At 45.1% G+C, this 19,990-nt stretch carries 20 protein-coding genes and 1 tRNA gene; 12 read left to right on the top strand and 9 right to left on the bottom strand.

Annotated features, from left to right (window positions below; translation table 11 throughout):
• Positions 1-83 precede the first annotated feature (83 nt).
• The 3 genes from gatC to gatB are packed head-to-tail and all read left to right on the top strand — an operon-like array spanning position 84 to position 3,048.
• Positions 84-356, top strand: a complete 273-nt coding sequence (gene gatC, locus H5T41_03990; protein ID MBC7107936.1) for an Asp-tRNA(Asn)/Glu-tRNA(Gln) amidotransferase subunit GatC — start codon at positions 84-86, stop codon at positions 354-356.
• A complete protein-coding gene (gene gatA, locus H5T41_03985) occupies positions 353-1,693 on the top strand; it encodes an Asp-tRNA(Asn)/Glu-tRNA(Gln) amidotransferase subunit GatA (protein ID MBC7107935.1) in 1,341 nt (446 codons plus the stop codon). Before gatC ends, gatA begins: the two co-directional genes overlap by 4 nt.
• Positions 1,690-3,048, top strand: coding sequence for an Asp-tRNA(Asn)/Glu-tRNA(Gln) amidotransferase subunit GatB (gene gatB / locus H5T41_03980; protein MBC7107934.1), 1,359 nt, complete (start codon positions 1,690-1,692; stop codon positions 3,046-3,048). Before gatA ends, gatB begins: the two co-directional genes overlap by 4 nt.
• Positions 3,049-3,050: 2 nt before the next feature.
• Here gatB and aspS read toward each other — a convergent pair whose 3' ends face one another.
• Together aspS and H5T41_03970 are read right to left on the bottom strand one after the other, a co-directional pair.
• Positions 3,051-4,895 (bottom strand): aspartate--tRNA ligase, encoded by a 1,845-nt coding sequence (gene aspS, locus H5T41_03975; protein MBC7107933.1) that lies wholly within the window; start codon positions 4,893-4,895, stop codon positions 3,051-3,053.
• Between the two features lie 250 nt (positions 4,896-5,145).
• Complete coding sequence (locus H5T41_03970) at positions 5,146-5,667, bottom strand: Lrp/AsnC family transcriptional regulator (protein ID MBC7107932.1); 522 nt, start codon at positions 5,665-5,667, stop codon at positions 5,146-5,148.
• Positions 5,668-5,844: 177 nt separating this feature from the next.
• Between H5T41_03970 and H5T41_03965 the strand changes: the two genes are divergently transcribed.
• The 4 genes from H5T41_03965 to H5T41_03950 all read left to right on the top strand — a co-directional run bounded on the left by H5T41_03965 (position 5,845) and on the right by H5T41_03950 (position 9,241).
• On the top strand, positions 5,845-7,050 hold the full coding sequence (locus H5T41_03965) for a hypothetical protein (protein MBC7107931.1): 1,206 nt from the start codon (positions 5,845-5,847) through the stop codon (positions 7,048-7,050).
• Between the two features lie 154 nt (positions 7,051-7,204).
• On the top strand, positions 7,205-8,557 hold the full coding sequence (glnA, locus tag H5T41_03960) for a type I glutamate--ammonia ligase (protein ID MBC7107930.1): 1,353 nt from the start codon (positions 7,205-7,207) through the stop codon (positions 8,555-8,557).
• Between the two features lie 87 nt (positions 8,558-8,644).
• Entirely contained in the window at positions 8,645-9,016 is a 372-nt protein-coding gene (locus H5T41_03955) for a nascent polypeptide-associated complex protein (GenBank protein ID MBC7107929.1), read from the top strand.
• A gap of 9 nt (positions 9,017-9,025) precedes the next feature.
• Positions 9,026-9,241: a HypC/HybG/HupF family hydrogenase formation chaperone gene (locus H5T41_03950; GenBank protein ID MBC7107928.1), complete on the top strand. Its 216-nt coding sequence runs from the start codon at positions 9,026-9,028 to the stop codon at positions 9,239-9,241.
• A gap of 33 nt (positions 9,242-9,274) precedes the next feature.
• Here H5T41_03950 and H5T41_03945 read toward each other — a convergent pair whose 3' ends face one another.
• Positions 9,275-9,910: a methyltransferase domain-containing protein gene (locus tag H5T41_03945; GenBank protein ID MBC7107927.1), complete on the bottom strand. Its 636-nt coding sequence runs from the start codon at positions 9,908-9,910 to the stop codon at positions 9,275-9,277.
• Positions 9,911-10,049: 139 nt separating this feature from the next.
• Between H5T41_03945 and H5T41_03940 the strand changes: the two genes are divergently transcribed.
• A complete protein-coding gene (locus H5T41_03940) occupies positions 10,050-10,769 on the top strand; it encodes a radical SAM protein (GenBank protein MBC7107926.1) in 720 nt (239 codons plus the stop codon).
• A gap of 116 nt (positions 10,770-10,885) precedes the next feature.
• Here H5T41_03940 and H5T41_03935 read toward each other — a convergent pair whose 3' ends face one another.
• From H5T41_03935 to H5T41_03920, 4 genes are read right to left on the bottom strand one after another with little or no spacing between them, the layout of a single operon-like run.
• Positions 10,886-11,824: a pyruvate ferredoxin oxidoreductase gene (locus H5T41_03935; GenBank protein ID MBC7107925.1), complete on the bottom strand. Its 939-nt coding sequence runs from the start codon at positions 11,822-11,824 to the stop codon at positions 10,886-10,888.
• A complete protein-coding gene (gene porA, locus H5T41_03930; protein MBC7107924.1) occupies positions 11,821-12,966 on the bottom strand; it encodes a pyruvate ferredoxin oxidoreductase in 1,146 nt (381 codons plus the stop codon). Before porA ends, H5T41_03935 begins: the two co-directional genes overlap by 4 nt.
• A 15-nt stretch (positions 12,967-12,981) precedes the next feature.
• Positions 12,982-13,269 (bottom strand): 4Fe-4S binding protein, encoded by a 288-nt coding sequence (locus H5T41_03925; protein MBC7107923.1) that lies wholly within the window; start codon positions 13,267-13,269, stop codon positions 12,982-12,984.
• Positions 13,269-13,847 (bottom strand): 2-oxoacid:acceptor oxidoreductase family protein, encoded by a 579-nt coding sequence (locus H5T41_03920; GenBank protein MBC7107922.1) that lies wholly within the window; start codon positions 13,845-13,847, stop codon positions 13,269-13,271. The genes H5T41_03925 and H5T41_03920 overlap by 1 nt, the downstream gene beginning before the upstream one ends.
• Positions 13,848-14,298: 451 nt before the next feature.
• Between H5T41_03920 and ppsA the strand changes: the two genes are divergently transcribed.
• A complete protein-coding gene (gene ppsA, locus H5T41_03915; GenBank protein MBC7107921.1) occupies positions 14,299-16,635 on the top strand; it encodes a phosphoenolpyruvate synthase in 2,337 nt (778 codons plus the stop codon).
• A gap of 34 nt (positions 16,636-16,669) precedes the next feature.
• Here ppsA and H5T41_03910 read toward each other — a convergent pair whose 3' ends face one another.
• The gene (locus H5T41_03910; protein ID MBC7107920.1) at positions 16,670-17,437 is read right to left on the bottom strand and encodes a CBS domain-containing protein; all 768 of its coding nucleotides are present in this window, start codon (positions 17,435-17,437) and stop codon (positions 16,670-16,672) included.
• A gap of 189 nt (positions 17,438-17,626) precedes the next feature.
• On the opposite strand from H5T41_03910, the gene H5T41_03905 reads away from it, so the two are divergent.
• Positions 17,627-17,719: transfer RNA gene (locus tag H5T41_03905), tRNA-Asp, on the top strand.
• A gap of 863 nt (positions 17,720-18,582) precedes the next feature.
• Here H5T41_03905 and H5T41_03900 read toward each other — a convergent pair.
• On the bottom strand, positions 18,583-18,771 hold the full coding sequence (locus tag H5T41_03900) for a hypothetical protein (GenBank protein MBC7107919.1): 189 nt from the start codon (positions 18,769-18,771) through the stop codon (positions 18,583-18,585).
• Between the two features lie 231 nt (positions 18,772-19,002).
• Here H5T41_03900 and H5T41_03895 point away from each other — a divergent pair, with 231 nt between their 5' ends.
• Together H5T41_03895 and H5T41_03890 are read left to right on the top strand one after the other, a co-directional pair.
• Positions 19,003-19,344 carry an aspartate 1-decarboxylase gene (locus tag H5T41_03895; GenBank protein MBC7107918.1) on the top strand — a complete coding sequence of 114 codons (342 nt, stop codon included), beginning with the start codon at positions 19,003-19,005 and terminating at the stop codon, positions 19,342-19,344.
• Between the two features lie 121 nt (positions 19,345-19,465).
• Complete coding sequence (locus H5T41_03890) at positions 19,466-19,879, top strand: ribonuclease HI family protein (GenBank protein MBC7107917.1); 414 nt, start codon at positions 19,466-19,468, stop codon at positions 19,877-19,879.
• Positions 19,880-19,990: the final 111 nt, after the last annotated feature.

Here is a 19,990-nt window from a genome sequence, read left to right as displayed (position 1 = left end):
TCTGTCAATAACAGACATGCGTGTATCTTTAGTGATAATTTGGATAAGATTGTTGAAAAATCATCCTGAAGGAGCGATGAGTCATGGACAAACAGGAGGTTAACGAGATCGCAAGAATTGCGAGACTCATACTTAGTGATGAGGAGATTGAGGAATTTTCATCGGATCTGGAAGATATCCTCAATTATTTTTCGATTATGGATGAGGCACCAACCAGAGATGATTTCATGTTAAACCCCGTTATGATAGAGAATATCATGCGGGATGATGAACAATATCAGGTGATCGATCCAGAGGTTCTAAGACAATCGATGAAGGTATTCGAGGGATATGTGAGGGGGCCGCGATTGTCTTGAGCGACAAATTAAGTGTCGAATATTTAACTCGTTTAAATGAAAAATACAAAATCTTCTCGCAACTGATCAACGAAGAAGAATTTCTAAAGGCCGAAGGCCGATGCCATTTTCATTTCTCTGCAAAGGATAATTTGTGCACGATCGATTTCCAGTCACGAGCGGGTTCAAGGATTCTCGATGGATATACCCCCCCATTTGATGCAACAGCTATTCGCAAGCTTAGAGAATCTGGCGGCTTGCTCATCGGCAAGACGAATATGGATGAATTCGGATTCGGCACATTTTGTACAAACTCGGCGTATGGGGTGCCGAGAAATCCGTTCGATCCGGAAAGAAGCTGCGGGGGATCAAGCGGAGGTGCCGCGGCTGCAGTCGCGTTGCTCGACGGTCATATAGCGCTCGCTGTTTCAACAGGTGGCTCAATTTCGTGCCCCGCTTCATTCTGCGGTGTAATTGGGATGACACCGACTTATGGGCGGGTTTCGCGTTATGGTCTTATCGATTATAGCAATTCGCTGGACAAGATCGGATTGATGTGCCGTTCAGCATCGGATCTTCGAACATATCTTCCTATCATTTCCGGGCCAGATTCTTTAGATCCAACCTCATGTTCACAGCCGATACTGGCTTTATCCTCCTCAAAAATTAAGAGAATTGGTGTTCCGAAGGAGGCGATGCAAGGTATCAGCGGCGAAGTGGAAGCGGCTTTCAGGAAAGCAACTGAAATTATCGAGGAGCAGTTGAGCATCAAGGTCGAAGAGGTCAATATGCCCTCTCTTAGATTTGCCCTTCCAGCGTATTATGTTCTCGCCACCTCCGAAGCATCGACGAATCTCGCTCGGTATTCCGGGATGAGGTTTGGAATTGTGAGAGATGATGTGAATATGCATTTCAATACCTTCTTTTCAGAGGTCAGATCGGCGTTCTTCGGTAAAGAAGCCAAGAGAAGGATTTTACTTGGAACTTATTGCAGAAGAATCGGCTTCAGAGATCGGTATTACCTGAAAGCGCTTTCAGTGAGACAGATCGTGAAAGAAGAGTATCTGAGAATATTCCAGGATTTCGATCTTGTCGTCATGCCAACAATGCCATTCATTGCGCCTCGATTCAGCGATATTCAAAAGATGAAGCCACTAGACATGTACAAAGCTGATTTTCTCACCGTTCCGCCAAACCTCGTCGGCATGCCACACATTTCACTACCGTGCGGATATTATCATGGAATTCCTATCGGCTTTCAACTTGTGGCACCACATTGGGAAGAAAATCGTCTCTTGCACTTTGCGGAATGCTGGGAAAGTGTTTTCGAATATCAATTCCCGGAGGTGAAGCTTTGAAGATCGGATTGGAAATTCATCTTCAACTTCCAACGACCTCGAAACTTTTTTGCTCCTGCCCGACGTCTGCTTCTGAACCGAACGAAGCGATTTGTCCAACATGTTTGGGGTTTCCCGGCTCAAGACCTCGGCTCAACAGGAAAGCCCTTGAGATGGGACTCATGATCGCCAAAAGACTCGGATGTCGGATTCCCGACATAACATGGTTTTCAAGAAAAACGTATTTTTACCCGGATCTTCCCAAGAATTTTCAGATCACTCAATATGAATCGCCAATCGGGTTCGATGGAAAATTTCTTTTCGACGGCAAGTCTATTCGAATTTTGAGAGTCCATCTCGAAGAGGACCCGGGAAAGATCAAGAGAGTGGGAAAACTCGGTGAGGAAATTTCGCTGATTGATTATAACCGCAGTGGTGTACCGCTTGTCGAGATCGTCACTGCTCCAGATCTTTCCACGCCAAGAGAGGCAAGGGATTTCACCTCTTCTCTTTTAACAGAACTCCGTTATCTCGTTGGTATCTCGGACAAGGATGAGCAATCGGTAAGGGTCGACGCGAACATCTCGGTTGCTGAAGAGAGGGTTGAGGTGAAGAATATTCTTGGACTAAGAAATCTCGAAAAAGCGCTTGAGTTTGAATTTGTAAGGCAATCAAAAATGCTGAAAGCGGGGAAGAAAATCCCCAGAGAAACAAGGCGTTACGATGAAGAACGGAAAGTGACGCTTCCTGCAAGGGAAAAGGAATTCGAGGAGGATTATGGATACATTCTTGAACCTGATCTTGGGGTCTTCAATGTTGGGGAGATAGCCAAATTGATAGCAATTCCAGAGACGCCACTGATGCGAGTTGAACGGTTATCAAGAGAATACGGTATTGGCTTGGCAGAAGCAAAAAAGATCGTCTTTACTTCTTATGCCCTCGCCGATCTTTTTGAAGACCTTTCGTCGAAATTTCCAGCAAATAAGGTCCTGTCATGGATTCTAGATCAACTCGCCGCAAATTGGTCGACGCTTGAAAAAAGGATGACTGAGGATTTGCGTACCTCGATTTTGACGATAATTGGATCGATTCTGAGCGGATCGATTTCCGAAAGCGAAGGAAGGAAAATGCTCGTATCTATCATCAAAGGGGAAGAGTTCGTGGGTACCTCACAGGAACTGGATACCGAGGAGGTAATTGAGATCATTTGTTCGATTCTTAAGGAACATCCAGAAATCATTTCTGATTACAAGACAAACAAACGAGCAGCGAACTTCGTCATCGGTCAGGTAATGAAAGCTTTCAAAGGCCGATGCTCGTCTGATGAAGTTGCCAAATTAGTCATAAACGAGATCGAAAGAAGACTCTCTCGATGATATCATTGCTGAACCTCCTTTTTCACTTCTTCTTCTACCGAGGAAAGCGAAAGAAGTTCCAGTTCAGCGAGTTTTGATTCTTCGATTGGAGCAGGTGAGTCGTCCAGCGGTGACTGGAATCGTTTGTTTTTCGGAAAGGCGATGACCTCCCTGATGGTTTCGGAACCGACCAGAATCGAAACGAGTCTGTCGAGACCGAGCGCGATTCCTCCATGAGGTGGTGCTCCGTAACTCAGAGCCTCGAGGAAAAAGCCGAATTTCCTTTCAATCTCATCATCGGACATTCCCAGCAATCTGAAAATCTTCTTCTGCAATTCCGGATCGTGAATTCTGATTGAACCGCTTCCAATTTCACATCCATCGAGGACAAGGTCATAGGAAAGCCCTTTGAGTTCATCAATATCACTGTTCTCTTCGATGTATCCATCAACCGGCATGACGAATGGATGATGGAAAGGTTCCAGACTTCCCGTGAGGGGATCTCTAATAAATAAAGGACAATCAACAACCCACACAAATTGATGACTCTTGCCGTCGAGGAGTCCCAGATCCCTTGCGAGTTTCATCCTTAGTGCTCCCGCATATTTCCTCGCCTGCATTTTTTGCCCTGCAACGAATAGGAGGAGATCCCCGATGTCGGCATCCATTGCCCGAATCAATTTTTGCCGGATTTCGGCTGGGAAATACTTAACGATGTTAGAGCTCAGCCCCTCTGCGGTGACTCTCATCCAGGTTAGGCCTCCCATGCCCTCCTGCTTGGCCCAGTCGATGAGCCTATCGACTTCTTTCCTCCCGATCTGAGTTGTCTCTGTTGGTGAAGATGATACAAGAGAAGATCGAACATTGATGCCCAGAACAATTCCGCCCTTTCGAATTATCTTGTTGAAGATCTCATAAGAGGAATCAGCAACAATCTCAGTAACCTCAGAAATCTCAAGTCCAAATCTAATATCAGGCGCGTCAGTTCCGAATTTTTCGATCGCATTCTTGTACCTCACTCTTGGAAAAGGAATTTCTAGCTTCGACCCATAGAGCGATTTCCAGATATGTGCAAGCAATCTCTCTACGACATCATGCACATCTTTTTCCTCGACAAAGGACATTTCAAGATCGATCTGGGTAAATTCGGGCTGTCGATCAGAACGCGAATCCTCATCGCGAAAACATCTTGCTATCTGGTAATACTTATCGACGCCACCGATCATCAGCATTTGTTTATAAAGCTGAGGACTTTGAGGAAGAGCGTAAAATTTTCCGGGCATTGTCCTAGACGGTACGATAAAGTCCCTGGCCCCTTCTGGTGTGCTTCGCGTGAGAATCGGTGTCTCGACCTCAATGAATCCCTCTGAATCAAAAAACTGTCGTGCGGCAGAAACCAATCGATGCCTGAATCTAAGATTTCCAATCATTTCTGCCCTTCTAAGATCTAAATATCTGAATTTCAATCGCAAGTCCTCGTTCGGAAGAAATGACTTCTTCTGCTCCGCTATTTCGAATGGGATGGGCTTCGATCTGCTGAGAACGGTAAGATCTTCTATGAGGACCTCAACCATGCCCGTCGGATTTCGGGAATCCTCTGTTCCTGGAACTCTCTCCCTTACAATACCAGTCACTGCAATAACGGATTCCCTGCTCAGTGAATCGATCTCTTTGGAAAGCGCTCTGATATCAACACCAGGAGGCATCGCTTCGGGGTCGAGTACGACTTGAGTGATTCCATATGAATCAGCTAGATCAATAAATTTGACGCCACCGTGATCCCTTGAAAATCTCACCCAACCTGCTATCTTAACACGTTTCCCTATATCTTCTGGTCGAATTGCACCGCAGTTGTGTGTCCGAATCATTGAAATTTCCTCTGATTTATTAATCGGGCAATGGCCATTAATGAGAGGCCCATATTAAACATTTTGCCCTGTAAATCTTCGAAAACGATCAGATTTTTCAAATACTGAACGTAATTCCAACAAATTGTCAGTTAATCTGCAATTATTTAACAATTTGACAATCTGAGATATAAATTTCTATTCAACCTCTAGGTTACATGGGTCAGAAAATGATGTTTGAGATTGACTAATTCATAAGACCATCGAACGATCATTCTGATCCAAAGGTTTCTTTACCTTCGAAATCAGGCAAAAACTGATAAGGATCCTTGATCACGTTGAGAACGACATAAGTATTTGTTTTCTTGACACCTGGCATCTGTAGCATGCGCTTGATCACCCCGCTGAACTCTTCACGATCCTTACAAGCGATCCAAGCAATCGAATCACATTCACCGGTTACATCAAACACTGCGACGACATTCTTGATATCTTTGATCCTGCGCTGCACCTCCAGGAGGTCCCCCTCTACATAAACGTGCACGATCGCCATGAATTCATATCCAAGTTTAAGATAGTCGACATTTGCTCTATATCCCTTGATGATACCCTGTTCTTCCAGATTCTTCACTCTTTGAATCAGAGTGGTGGGATGAATGCCCAGGCGCTTTGCGATCTGACGATAGGATCCCTGGCTGGATCGACAGAGTTGTTCAATGATCTTCTTGTCCAGATCGTCAAGATTTATTTCGGTCAAATGCTCACCCGTCAGTCTGCTCCTGAATATGTCCATCGATTCTATGAATATATTTTCTTTTGTGCAGTAAGATGCCTTTCATCAAAGAGCTCAATTCCCGATTTTAACCTGCGTTTATGCCGGATAGAAGATCCATCGTGCTTTCTCGTGCATGAGGTCGCACGAATCTTGCCGACAAGGTTTATCAGGTTCTTTATCCTTCGAGATGAAGCGATGACTCATCGTTTGTATGAAGCTGATCCATACATCAGAAGTTTCGATGCTATTGTGGAAAAAATTGATGGCGACTGGATTTTGCTTGACCGAACTGCATTTTTCCCAGGCGGCGGAGGACAGGAATGCGACCTTGGATCGATTGAGGGACTGCAAGTTACCGAGGTCAAAGCTGAGGGAGGTCACGTATATCACAGGGTCCCCGGTCACACATTTAATCCTGGCCAAAAGGTTTACGGCGAAATCGATTGGGATCGCCGCTATGAGCTGATGAAAGGACATACAGGAGAACACATTCTTTTTTCATCGATACTTCGCGAATCTCCCGATATTGAACTCGTCAAAATCCACATATCACCATCAAAGAAAAGTCTGATAATAAAAGGGCATGTCGACTGGCCAGTCATATCAAGGGCCCAAAAAAGAGCCAATGAAATCATTCTGAAAGGGTTAGCCGTGACAGAATGCTGGCTTGAAAGAAACGAGGTGGCCGCATCTAGAATTCGAGCAAAACTCGAGAGAATCACGGAGAATAAAGTAAGAATCGTCAAAATAGATGAGTTTGATCAAGCAGCGTGCGCTGGCATTCATGTAAGAAATACGGCAGAGGTGAACATGATCTTTGTGACAAAAATCTCATCTGCCAAATCCATCGGTGATTTCGAAATTTCTTTTGAGGTTGGCACAAACGCGATGATGAAATCGATATTCTTTGGCACAATCGCATTGCATGCCTCTGAAGTGATTGGAGCGCAACCAGAGCATCTTGTTAGCGCTGTAGAAAATATGAAGCATTCGGTGACGGTTTTAAAGGATTCGCTAAAAAAACATGCTCGCGAGAGATTGAGATCGCTTGTTCCTGAGAGACACGGGCCATTCAAAATCTATTCGGGCTTATTTGAAGCACTAGATAGGAAAATGCTCATCGATGAAGCAAACCGTTTCATTCAGGAAGAGAAAACGGCTTGCATTTTTGTATCGCAGGATGAAAAAGCATTGTTTATATTAGCGGTAAACAAGGACATTGACATCGATTGTCCTGGAATCCTGAACAAGTGTTTGTCGAAGGTCGGTGGCAGAGGAGGAGGACAGAAGCACTTCGCCTCTGGTGGCCTGACTGGTTCAATTCATGTGAATGAAGTTCTCAGGAGCATACTCGACGAGGTCAAGCTCGCTCTCAGTCAAGAGGTCGCGAATAATAAATGAATGGTCTGATTGTGATGATTTTTTCATTTTCTTAATTTCTTATAGTCTATAACAGAACTTGATGGATATATAAATAAACAATAAAGAATCAATAAATTAGTCAAAAAGCTAAAATTAGAAAAATTTATTATCTAATTTGTTCATCACCCGCGCCATGACTCAGACAATTAGTGAATCGGAACTCAAAGAGAGTGTATTGAAGACGGTTAAACAGGAAGAAGTCCGTTTTGTTGAAATGCAGTTTTCGGACATTCTTGGGACCGTCAAGAGTGTCTCTATCCCGGTAGAAAGACTCGAAAAGGCCATTGACGAAGGAGTCTTCATTGATGGATCATCGATTCTCGGTTATGCGACGATCGAAGAATCCGATATGAGGGCAGTTCCGATACTCGACTCCTTCCTAATCTATCCATGGACGATTGGGAGTTGGATGAAAACGGCACGATTCATGTGCAGAATTTTCGATCACAACGGGAACAGATTCAAGGGCGACCCAAGGTACGTTCTCGAACGGATGATGGAACGGGCGAGGGAGAAGGGATATATATTCAATGTTGGCCCTGAGTTTGAATTCTTCCTTTTCAAGATTGATGAAAATCACAATCCTCGACTAGTTCCGAATGATGTGGGCGGGTATTTTGACCTCATGCCGCTGGACAAAGGAGAGGTTGTCCGTAAAGACATTATGATGAATTTCGACATGATGAAATTTAACATGGAAGCGTCGCATCATGAGGTCGCGCCGGGTCAGCATGAAGTCGATTTGCGATATGATAACGCTCTGACAATCGCTGACCGCATGATTACTTTGAAATTTGGGATCAAGACGATCGCTCTGAGACACGGACTGCACGCTACATTCATGCCCAAACCTCTGTACGGCGTCAACGGCTCAGGGATGCACGTCCATCAATCGTTGTCAACTATTGATGGCGTGAATGCATTTGACGACCCTTCAGGCCGATACGGACTCAGTGAAATTGCCCTCAAGTTCATCGGTGGCTTGCTCAAGCATGCGAGGGAAACATGTGCGATTCTTGCTTCCTACGTTAATTCATACAAACGACTCGTGCCGGGATTCGAGGCTCCATGCTATATTTCGTGGGCGAACAGGAATCGCAGCGCCCTCATCCGGGTTCCCGCAGGCAGAGGCACTAAGACGCGGATTGAGCTTAGGAATCCAGATCCAGCCGGAAATCCGTATCTGCAGTTCGCTGTCATGCTTGCCGCTGGTCTTGATGGGATTGAGAAGGGCATCGAACCGCCGGAACCTGTTGAACGTGATATCTATCATATGAGCAAAGAAGAGAGGGAACGACACAATATCGAGAGTCTTCCAGAAAGCCTTGGCGAGGCACTCAGCCTGATGAGTATGAGCAAATTGGTTAAAGAAACGCTTGGGGATCACATCTTCAGCCACTATCTGCACATCAAAGGAAAAGAGTGGGATGAGTACCGGACCCGCGTCACCGATTGGGAAATTGAAAAATTCCTGAGAGTCCTTTGATGAATTGTTTGGAAATCAAGAATCAATCGTGGCACAGAGAGACTCAAAAGATTTAACTTCCGGACACCAATCACTTGATCAGAAAATATGATGCCCGGTATTGGTCGAGTGAATCCGCGCCAGGTCAAACAAGCGATGAAACGTCTTGGTATCAAGGCAGAAGAGATTGAGGACGTTGAAGAGGTCATCATTCGCACGAAGACGAAGGAGTATGTCATCAAAGAAGCTGCAGTAACGCTGATGGAAGTTCAGGGGCAAAAATCATTTCAGATCCTCGGCGAGCCCGAAATCCTCGAAAGAAAATCGATTGCCAAAGACGAGGAAAAGAAAATCCCTGACGAGGATGTGAAGCTCGTGATGGAGCAGACAGGTTGCACTGAGGAAGAAGCTATTCGTGCTCTCACTGAGTGCGACGGTCAGCCTGCGGAAGCGATATTGAAAATCATGTCATCGCGATGAGATGAAAACATGTGCCTTGCAATCCCAGGAAAAATCGTTTTCGTCGAAGGAAATCTAGCTGATGTCGATTTTGGCGGTGTTTTGAGGAAAGTCAACGTCTCGCTGGTAGACGCAAAAATTGGCGATTGGGTCATGGTTCATGCCGGATTTGCCATTCAGACAATCGACGAAGAAGAAGCGAAAGAAACGCTTCGACTCTGGGAAGAATTGCTCGCTCAATCGTGAAAGAATTCTCGAGTCGATGTCATTTATGTTCATTCAAATTTCTTTTTTTTCAGCTTCCAGACAAACAAATCCGCCATTGGCGATACCCTCTATGGGTCGTTCGAGAATCGGCTCACCTTCAGGACTGAATCGAAGCGTCGAAACGATCTTCTTAATCACGAAACCAGGAGTCTCCAATAACTCAATGATTTCACCAAAGCTAAGAAATCGCGCATGACGGTAAATTCGATGTCCCTGCTCTCCTTTTTCAATGTAATATCTCCCCCATGCTGAATCCCTCGGAATAAAGCAGACGGCTGCCTTTCCTTTTCTTTTCAAAACCCTGTGAACCTCTTTCATCAAGGATATCCGATCGCCGACAAAGCAGAGTGTTGTCGAAATAAGAACAAAATCGAAGATTTCGTTTTTGAACGGCAATATTTCCCCGAAGCCACGAACAACATCGATTCCCTTTTCTTTCGCAAGGAATAGCATCGGAAGAGAAGGATCAATACCGAGTTTAATTCCAAGTTCACTCGCAATTGATCCGGTTCCGATACCTACCTCCAGGCCCAAGCCTTGCAAACTGAGTTTCTTTATGGCCTCCTTTTCACATAAAAAAATTTTGTAATGCGTTTCGTACCAGTTATCATATTCTTTCGCGACTTCATCGAAAATCTTGTCGTACATACTTTGGTTTTAATAACTCAATTCTATCTCTTACAGTTTATGCCTAACAGTCTATCTTTGAATTGATTAGCTAACTTGGTATATTTCAGAAGTCATTATAATAGAGAGGCTCTGTTGACGTCGATGACGAAGTGACGGTATGCGGAGTGTTTACGGACCAGTGAGATCGTGGAGGTTTGGCCGATCACTCGGAATCGATCCGATTGGCGTTGAACCGAAAATATGCAGTTTCAACTGCCTTTACTGCCAGCTCGGAAACAAAGGAGTTCTTACAAGCAAACGAAGCGAATTCGTATCCTCCGAAATCGTTAAGGAGGAATTGGAGCTTGCCCTTGCAAAATTTCCAGTTATAGATATCATTACGTTTTCCGGAACAGGGGAGCCGACCTTGGCTTCGAACTTTGGCGAGCTTGTCGATACGGTGAGATCGGTGGCGACCGTAAGAATTGGTGTCCTCACGAATTCATCGCTACTTTTCGATTCAGAAGTGAGACGCGACGTGATGAAAACTGATGTGATTGTGGCAAAGCTCGATGCCGCAACAGAATCTTCGTTTCGTGCTGTGAATCGCCCTCATGAGGACATCGAATTCGCCGATGTCATTCATGGAATCGAAATGACGAGAAAGGAATTCGGGGGGAGTTTCCAGTTAGAGATCATGTTCGTCGAAGAGAACATGCACGAGGCATCAAGAATCGCTGAGATTTGCAAGAGAGTTAGCCCTGATATTTTGTATTTGAACACGCCCCTACGTCCCTGCGCCAAAAAACCCCTTGGAAAAAGAGAGATGAAAATATTGGGTAAATATTTTGAGGGACTTGCGGCGAAGATGGTGTACAATGAAGATAGACAATTATAATAATTCTGACGACTGACGAACGCACGAAATTTAGGTTTCTTTCCAATTCGATATAAAAACAACACAAATAAAAAAATGAAAAAGAATAAGGCGAAGGGAGATTGGTAGGGAAACGCTCATTCTTCACAGTATTTCTTGAGCTGCTCCCATTTCCTGTCAACTTCAGCCTGGATTTCATCGGCGACGTGTTTCCATTTTTCCGTCAAGAGATGCCTAAATCTGCCCTGCGACTTCAACCAGTCAGTGATCGGCCTCTTTTCTTTCTTTCCCTCCGCAATTCTCTTGCTGTCACCAGTCAGTCTCCAGATTCCATTCTCGTATTCATAGAGTGGCCAGATGCATGTTTCAACAGCGAGCCTTGCAATTTGAATCGTCTGGGAAGAATCGAATCTCCAACCTCTGGGACATGGAGCGACGACGTTAATGAATGCGGGACCATTTGCCTCGAACGCCTTAGCCGCCTTTTCCATCAAATCCTTCCAGTTATGGGGTGACGCTTGTGCTGCGTATGGAAGTTCATGAGCAATGATGATTTTTGTTAGATCCTTTGGAAACTCTTTCTTACCTGGGATGCAGGTGCCTGCGGGGCAAGTTGTCGTGCTCGCTCCCTTCCATGTGGCACCAGATCTCTGAATGCCTGTGTTCATGTAAGCTTCGTTATTTAAGCATACATAGACAAATCGATGCCCTCTTTCAATCGCTCCTGAAAGTGATTGAAATCCGATGTCATATGTACCGCCATCTCCTCCGAAGGCGATAAACCTGATTTCATCCTTGATGACGCCTTTTCTCACGAGTGCCTTATACGCACTTTCCACACCAGTAATCGTCGCTGCTGCATTTTCAAAAGCACTGTGAATCCACGGAACTGCCCAGGCAGAGTAAGGATAGACAGTTGTGGAAACTTCAAGGCATCCTGTCGCGTTGCCGACCACAACGGGTTTATCGCTCGCCATCAGAATCTGTCTGACGATGATCGGTTCAGCACAACCAGCACACAGTCTGTGACCTTCAGTGATCGCAGATGGTTTCTTCGCAAGTTCTTTCAGATTCAGATTCTCACCCCCAGATAATTGACCCTATCACACTCGCCAGTCATCAGTCTATTGTAAACAGACTTTAATTCTTCGATTGAAACATCCCTGCCACCAAGACCGTATATGTAGTTGACGACTTTCGGCTTCTCATCGACATCGTAGAGTGCTGATCGCACTTCGGGGAAGATGGGTCCTGTTGCGCCAAAGCTTATGGATCTATCAAGGACGGCAACGGCCTTCTTACCCTCGAGCGCTTCGACGATCTCTTTATCGGGGAATGGGCGGAAAACACGGAGCTTGAGGCTTCCCACTTTCTTCCCTTCAGCTCGGAGTTCGTCCACAACGCTTCTCAGTGTTCCCGCCGTTGATCCCGCGGCAATTGCGACAAAATCAGCATCCTCGACTTGATACGACTCGACGACATCATAGGATCGACCGCTGATTTTTGCGTATTCTTCAGCAACCTTTTTGATAATCGGCAGTGCGCGACTCATCGCTTCCACCTGCTGGTACTTGTGTTCGAAGTAAAAGTCTGGTGGATCGAACGGTCCATAGGTCACGGGATTTCTGTAATCTAACAGGGGTCTGATCGCTTTGAATTCTCCGACGAATTTCTTCACTTCTTCATCCTGTAACAGGCTGAGGTTTTCCAGTGAATGACTCGTGATAAAGCCATCTATATTTGTCATCACTGGAAGTCGGAGATTAAGGTGCTCACCGATCCTGAAAGCCATGATTGAATTGTCATAGGCTTCCTGGGCATTTTCCCCATAGATCTGAATCCATCCAGAATCTCGCGCCCCCATTGTATCGCTGTGATCGCAATGGATGTTGATGGGGCCACTCAGTGCTCTGTTGGCGACGGCCATAACGATCGGTAATCTCATTGAGGCCGCAATGTAAAGCATCTCCCACATGAATGCGAGTCCTGCTGATGCAGTCGCGGTGCATGTCCTTGCGCCACCTGCCGCGGCGCCGATACACAGGCTCATCGCGCTGTGCTCGGACTCGGCGCACACGAACTCTGTATCGACGAGACCATCTGCCACGTATTCTGAAAACGCCTCAACGATGATCGTCTGAGGCGTAATCGGATAAGCGGCAACAACATCAGGGTTAACCTGTTTCCAGGCATACGCGATTGCCTGATCCCCGTTCATTGCAATCGGTTGCATTTAGTTTCCCTCCTTCTTCATCGTTATCGCCTTTTTTGGGCATTCAGCGGCGCATATTCCGCAACCCTTGCAGTGTGAATATCGAAAACCAACCATTTTCCCCTCTTCAACGAGGACAGAGTTATCTGGGCAATAGACCCAACACCAAAGGCAATTGATACACTTTTCCTTGTCAACTTCGGGCTTCTGCGAACGCCAATCGCCTGTCTTGTATTTCCGGGCGCTTCCCGCCTCATCGATTACTCCACCCTCAGGATAATCCTTGGACTTCTTTTGTGGATCGCCCATCACATCACCTCGTCGTATGCCCTCTCGACACTTCTCACATTTTTCGCAGTAACATCAGCCGTGAATTTTCCCGCGAATTTTCTTTCAAGCTCCTTTACAACGCTTTCAAGGGTCACTACGCCTGATATCTTCGCGAGGGCACCGAGCATTGCGGTGTTCGTCAGCGGTCTACCGATCTCCTCGAGGGCGATCTTCGTTGCGTTAACGGTATGCACTTCAAATTTGTCGCCGATAATCGACCTTAGTTTTTCTGGTACATCTGGATAGTTTGCTATGACGGCACCATTTGATTTTAATCCTTCTGTGACATCGATCTGTCCCAGTAACGTCGAATCCACTATAACGACATAATCAGGATAATAGACTTGGCTGTGCACTGTAATCGGTTTGTCAGAAATCCTGGCGAACGCTCTGATCGGTGCCCCCATTCTCTCTGGTCCAAACTCCGGAAATGCTTTGATGAACTTCCCTTCGCGGAGAGCGGCACCGGCCAAGATTTCGTTTGCCGTAACAACTCCTTGGCCACCTCTCCCGTGCCAACGAATCTCAACGGTTCTTGATCGACTTGCGCTATTCAAGGTATGCACCCTTGCGCGTCATCGTAATTCAATATATTATTATATTCTCCCGAAAAATCAGAAAATTAGCTAATATCTCGTCTAAAAAAGTGTTTCATCTATTACAATTTCGAAAAACTTTCATGAATTTAAAAGAAATTGAGCGAATCGAATGTCAATTTATGAAAACGATAATATTGATTTTGGAGTTTGCTTAGAATTATTCGGCCAACCATCACTTCAAATTCGAAATTCTACTTTCCGAATTATCACCTGGCTGCAAGTTCAGTTTGTATTTTATTGCGAAAACTGTTGGACTTTCGTAATTTAGATTCGATATATCTAATTTATGATAATTATTAACGCGATTTGAATGAGTAAGGAACCATAGGATTTAAACGAGATGATTTGATATGTGGTAACAAGGACCGATTCGTGAGGTCTATCGAGAGATCGATTTGGAAGGGGTAAGATGACTGAGAGAGTAGTGGAAATCTCCGATCTGACAGCAAAGGATATATCAATCGCCGGTGGGAAGGCTGCCAATCTTGGAGAACTGGCGAATGCAGGATTTAATGTTCCACCGGGATTTGTGCTTACGACTGTTGCTTTCGATTACTTTGTCAAAAAGAATCATCTACTGGATGTTATCGAGTCAGCACTTTCAAATTTGGATGTCTCTAACGATAGACTTCTTCAAGATGTCTCTCAATCGATAAGAAAAGCATTTGATGAAAGTGCAATCCCAAAGGATCTCGCGGATGAAATTCTGGAAGCGTACAGAAATCTTTTGAGAAAAGAAGGGTCCGATTGCCTTGTCGCCGTCAGGTCGAGTGCGACGGCCGAGGATCTTCCTACGGCGAGCTTCGCAGGCCAGCAGGATACCTTCCTGAATGTAAGCAAGGCCGAGGAACTACTTGAGAAAATCAAAAAATGCTGGTCATCACTTTTTACACCTCGAGCCATCGCATACAGGGCGAGCAAAGGTTTCGGGCATGACCAAGTGAAACTCGCGGTCGTCGTTCAGAAAATGGTCAACTCAGAGGTCTCAGGCATCATGTTTACCGTCGATCCCAACTCCGAACTTCCGCACATTATTATCGAGGCCGGCTACGGGCTGGGAGAGGCGATGGTCGGCGGCAAGGTAACCCCTGATACATACGTCGTCGATAAATTCCACAAGAAGATCCTCAACAAGAGAGTGGCCAAGCAAACATGGAAATTGGTCAAAGGCGATAATGGTGAGAGTAAAAAAGAGAATGTTGATGATGCGAGTGCGAGCGCGCAGAAACTAACAGATGAACAGATACTCGCTCTTGCAGAGATTGGAAGGGAAATCGAATTGCATTACGATAAACCAATGGATATTGAATGGTGTATGGAAAATGGGGAAATCTATGTTGTTCAAGCGAGACCTGTTACCACACTCGCTACGCGCAAGAAAGCGAATGAGAAAGATGTAGGGGGAATGGATTCAATGCAGGAAGCGACGCATGAAACAAGAACTGAGCAGAAAGTTCTGGTCAAGGGGCTCGCAGCAAGTCCCGGTCTAGCGCAAGGGCCTGTGAAAATCTACGAAGAAACGATGAGTCTCGATGTCGTAAAACCTGGTGATGTTCTCGTGACTGTCATGACAACTCCTGATATGGTCCCCGCAATGACGAGAGCTTCTGCAATCGTGACCGATGAAGGCGGCATGACATGTCATGCCGCGATTGTCGCAAGAGAACTGGGCATACCGTGTATTGTTGGTGCAACGAACGCGACGAAAATACTCAGAAATGGGATGTTCGTCACGGTCGATGGTAAAATGGGCATCGTGTACGAGGGTGGTATTATCCCAAAGAAAGAAGAGCAAGTCGTTATCGCCGCACCCGCTGCAAGATCTGTTCCGATCACTGGTACGAAGATCCTCGTTAATATTGGTGTACCACAAAAAGCCGAAGAATACGCAAAGCTCCCCGTCCAAGGGGTCGGATTAATGAGAATTGAATTCCTCTTCACCAGCTATGTCGCTGAACATCCTCTTGCGCTCATGGAGCAGGGGCGAGCTAATGAGCTCATTGAAAAACTCGCAGAGGGAATAGGAATCGTTGGCCGTGCGTTTTATCCGCGACCTGTTCTTGTGAGAACCTCTGACTTTAAGACAAACGAATACAGGGAGATGAAAGGCGGAGAGAAGTTTGAACCGCACGAATCGAATCCAATGATTGGCTGGAGGGGTTGTTCAAGGTACATTTCCGACCAGTACAGAGAAGCGTTCAAATTGGAACTGCTTGCAGTCAAGAAAGTCAGAGAGGAAATGGGGCTGAAGAACATTTGGGTCATGCTGCCATTCGTGAGGACGGTCGAAGAGCTGAAGAAAATCACCGAGATGATGGAGGAAGTCGGACTGCACCGCGGAAAGGATTTCAAGCTCTACCTAATGGCCGAAGTGCCTTGTAACATCTTCATGGCCGATGAATTTGCTGATTATTGCGACGGGTTTTCGATCGGGAGCAACGATCTGACGCAGCTCATCATGGGTGCTGATAGGGACTCTGACATTCTTGCGAAGATGGGCTATTTCGATGAGAGAAATGAAGCGATCAAGAGAGCAATAGCGCATCTAATCGACGCTGCGCATAAGAAAGGAAAGGTCGTTTCGATTTGCGGCCAGGCTCCGTCGGTTTACCCCGAATTCACTGAGTTCCTTGTCAGGCACGGCATCGATAGTATCAGTCTCAATCCAGATACGGTCATCGAGACGATCAATCTCGTCGCTCAGGTCGAACAAAAGATCATACTGGAGTCGATCAAAAAGAATTGATCTTCTAGATTCCTTGTCCTCAAACCCCGAGAAGTCAGGACTCTTCCTTGATCAGCCTAGTCGTCACTTCGACCAGTGGATGGTGAGACCCCTCAATGATTCTCACATCATCCATTGTGAGTAATCCTCTTTCCTTTGCCGTCTTTTCCAGACCCAATTCCACGTCGATATTAGGTTCAAGCACAAAAGCTGAAAACTGCCTGACGCCCATCGCTCTGGCCGCAAGCACCCGGTGATGGCCATCAATTAGCAGGTAATAATCTCTTTTCTGCACCACGATGATCGGCTCAACAAGTCCTCTCCTGATTTCGAATTGTCTCCCGCGAAGCTCATCCGCGTACACCTCATGTTGAGTTGGTCTCAATGCCTCAATTGGTATGATTCGTCTCTTAACTGTGATTTTAATCTTGTGTTTTGATTCGAGAAAGGTCTTAATCATCAGTACTTTATTCGGGGTTGCGCGCTCGATGTGCGATCTCACAATGTCGATATTTGAAATCATGCCAACTAGTTTGCCCTCTTTGTCGACAACTGGAAGGTTTCTAAGACCATACCTGAAAAGAATCCTTGCGGCATCGTCGATGTCCATTTCTGGATTGACGCTGATCGTACCTCTTCTGATGATATCTTTAATCTTCGCTTGCGGTCTCGAAGCGGCTCTGAGAAGCTCTTTTGCTGTTACGAAACCGATGAGCCTTCCGTTTTCTGCAACTGGTAATCCATGGAATTCTGTCGAGATCAGCCTCTTTGTAGCTTCTTCCACTGTGAAATCTGGCGGGACGGAAACAACATTCTTGACCATATAGTCTTCGACTCTGATTTTTTTTGTCCATCTTTATCTATCACACTAATTAAGCCATAGCTTCATAAAACTAGTGACATTGATCTGAGAGAAATTTCATCATCATTCTCGTTTCCCATCGAAACGAAGCTGGCCACGAAGACCTAAGGAATAAATATATCATACTTGTTGAAGGTTTCCTGTCGCAATGCCCCGGTAGTGTAGTGGCCTATCATCCGGGCCTGTCGTTTCCTTCGAGGAAACAGAGAGCCCGGGACTCGGGTTCAAATCCCGACCGGGGCGCTCTCTTTTTCATTTGATTAAGATGAAGTCGATTCTTTCAACCCTTTAGATCCAACGAAATGAAATCTTAAGAAAAGAATCGATTTAGCTAGCCTCATCGAAAAGGTCGGCAAAGATCATGATTTTTCCTTGTTCTTGAACAAAAATGCTAATATCTATTGGAAGAGAATCAAGAAACCACGACGCCTTTGATAATTTGAACTAGTCTCTCATTGCCAAGTAACTCCCCCTCAATGTTTACTCTTCAAGAAAAAAATCGATAATTGTTCCGTTTTTGATTCTTTCAATTCGATCATTCGATTCTCTCAAGTTAGATATGCCATGAAATTTTATATCTCCACGTAGCCGTTCAATTGACATTTGAGATCATTCTTAGCGATGGAACAACGCGAGTCAGAGAATCACCAATTTATGGATGCATGAAATGAATGAAACTGAAGTAAAAAGTTACCGAGGTTTTTGATCAAGATTATGAAACTCAAATTTCCCTAGCGTTTGGAACCTCAGGAGGCACACCAATAAATGAAGAAATCTTTCATGTTCGAGAGCAAAATAATGATCATTTCATTGTGCGAAAGCAATATGCGTAGCAGTCATCACTGACACTCAAGCACACCAAATTGATGCTACGGATATCCAAAGGACAACATTAGTAAGAACATAACTTTCAAGCATCTTTGCAGTCATAATGTTCTTTCTCCTGGATTTAATAATAAGCTCAGCCGACAAAGATTAATTACCGGCCTACTACTCAATGAAATGAATACAGATAGACGGTCTTGTCCTCACAAGATCCTTTGAGATCATTCCCAGTTCCAGCCAACAGGCATTGAATACACCAGTAGATATGAGGCACGTAGGAGTCAAACGAGCTTCGATGGCGAGTCAAGTATCCTCGATCCTCTTGTCTCGCAGAGATCGCTCATTGTGACCTCGGTGAGCAGTTTTACGCAATCGTCAACGTGATTACATGAAGATCTGATGTTCACACGAACAGTTCTGTCGTTGTTATCCTTTGTTTCGATCGTCGTCTCGTGCGAGCAGAGAGCCATATCAATTGAGATCTTGAAGCCAAACGATCACGCCTCGAAATTGGAATAAATAATGATTAATACAAGACTTCTTACGGAGTTTAATTCGCCGATGTCGATGTCATCAATCCATCAAAGGTTTTGGTCATGATCGTAGCACCGTTTCGAACCCATAATTATTGATTTTGTGATCAATGGAATTCTTATGGGTTTAGGGAAAGATTATTGAACCTCGTTTCTTAATCATCCCCCGTGCGAGAACTCCTGCATGCAAAAATACACAGAGCAACAGTGACACATGTCAAACCGGATTACATCGGAAGCATTGGGATCGATAAAGCTCTCCTTGAAAAAGCTGACATCTGGATAGGGGAGAAAGTTCTAGTCTCGGATCTCAACAACGGTGCGAGGTTCGAGACTTACGTGGTCGAAGAAGAAGCTGATTCTGGGATCGTTGCGGTGAACGGAGCCGCGGCACGTCTTGTAAAAAAAGGAGATAAAATCATCATTATGGCTTTCGAACTTTCCCAATCTCCATCGAAAGCGAGAATCGTGCTCGTCGATGATAGGAACCGATTCGTGAAATACCTTTAGCCCTTTTGATTTCTTGAAATCTCTGAAGACTTATATGGCTGAAAAGCGTTTTCCATTCGTTTCATGAAGGAAAATTGTTCAAGGCGTAAAATCGCCTTTGCTGAATTTGCGGAGGGAGACGATTCACCTATTTATTTATACTGATGGAGGCTCAAGGCGTAACCCGGGACCTGCGGCTTATGCGGTGATCATCGCGGATGAAAAAGGAACGATTGTCAAAGAGTTCTCGCGATTCATTCACACCGCGACGAATAACGAGGTGGAGTATCATGGCTTGATTGCCGCTCTAGAGGAAGCGAGCAGACTGGGAGCAGATGAAGTGGACATCTTCATGGATAGCCAGCTCGTTGTTAATCAGATAAACCAAAAGTACGCAATTAGAGCTTCAAATTTGTATCCCCTGGCTAAAGAGGTTTTTTCAAAATTAAGGAATTTCAAGAGGTATTCACTTCGCCATGTTAACCGCCAGAATCCGATGATTCGTCGGGCTGATGCGCTCGTTAATTCAGAACTTGATAATCATGCCAAAAACTGAATTAGCGTACGAAGTGACGATTACGACGTATTTTTGATTTGAAAAAGTGCTCTTTATGAATCTGAATCGCTTTTTTATTAATAAAATGACAAAATCACCTCATCAATGAGG

Source organism: Methanomassiliicoccales archaeon (assembly GCA_014361295.1).
In the GTDB taxonomy this organism is placed as follows: domain Archaea; phylum Thermoplasmatota; class Thermoplasmata; order Methanomassiliicoccales; family JACIVX01; genus JACIVX01.
The sequence above is the reverse complement of the archived record's forward strand: the minus strand, read 5'-3'. Positions and strand labels throughout refer to the sequence as shown.

Coding starts and splice junctions, on each gene's coding strand:
- H5T41_03970 (MBC7107932.1), bottom strand. CDS start 5,667: ATGGACATATTCAGGAGCAGACTGACGGGTGAGCATTTGACCGAAATA.
- ppsA (MBC7107921.1), top strand. CDS start 14,299: ATGACTGAGAGAGTAGTGGAAATCTCCGATCTGACAGCAAAGGATATA.
- porA (MBC7107924.1), bottom strand. CDS start 12,966: ATGAACGGGGATCAGGCAATCGCGTATGCCTGGAAACAGGTTAACCCT.
- glnA (MBC7107930.1), top strand. CDS start 7,205: ATGACTCAGACAATTAGTGAATCGGAACTCAAAGAGAGTGTATTGAAG.
- gatC (MBC7107936.1), top strand. CDS start 84: ATGGACAAACAGGAGGTTAACGAGATCGCAAGAATTGCGAGACTCATA.
- H5T41_03965 (MBC7107931.1), top strand. CDS start 5,845: ATGACTCATCGTTTGTATGAAGCTGATCCATACATCAGAAGTTTCGAT.
- aspS (MBC7107933.1), bottom strand. CDS start 4,895: ATGATTCGGACACACAACTGCGGTGCAATTCGACCAGAAGATATAGGG.
- H5T41_03955 (MBC7107929.1), top strand. CDS start 8,645: ATGATGCCCGGTATTGGTCGAGTGAATCCGCGCCAGGTCAAACAAGCG.
- H5T41_03940 (MBC7107926.1), top strand. CDS start 10,050: ATGCGGAGTGTTTACGGACCAGTGAGATCGTGGAGGTTTGGCCGATCA.
- H5T41_03900 (MBC7107919.1), bottom strand. CDS start 18,771: ATGGCTCTCTGCTCGCACGAGACGACGATCGAAACAAAGGATAACAAC.
- H5T41_03910 (MBC7107920.1), bottom strand. CDS start 17,437: ATGGTCAAGAATGTTGTTTCCGTCCCGCCAGATTTCACAGTGGAAGAA.
- H5T41_03945 (MBC7107927.1), bottom strand. CDS start 9,910: ATGTACGACAAGATTTTCGATGAAGTCGCGAAAGAATATGATAACTGG.
- H5T41_03925 (MBC7107923.1), bottom strand. CDS start 13,269: ATGGGCGATCCACAAAAGAAGTCCAAGGATTATCCTGAGGGTGGAGTA.
- H5T41_03950 (MBC7107928.1), top strand. CDS start 9,026: ATGTGCCTTGCAATCCCAGGAAAAATCGTTTTCGTCGAAGGAAATCTA.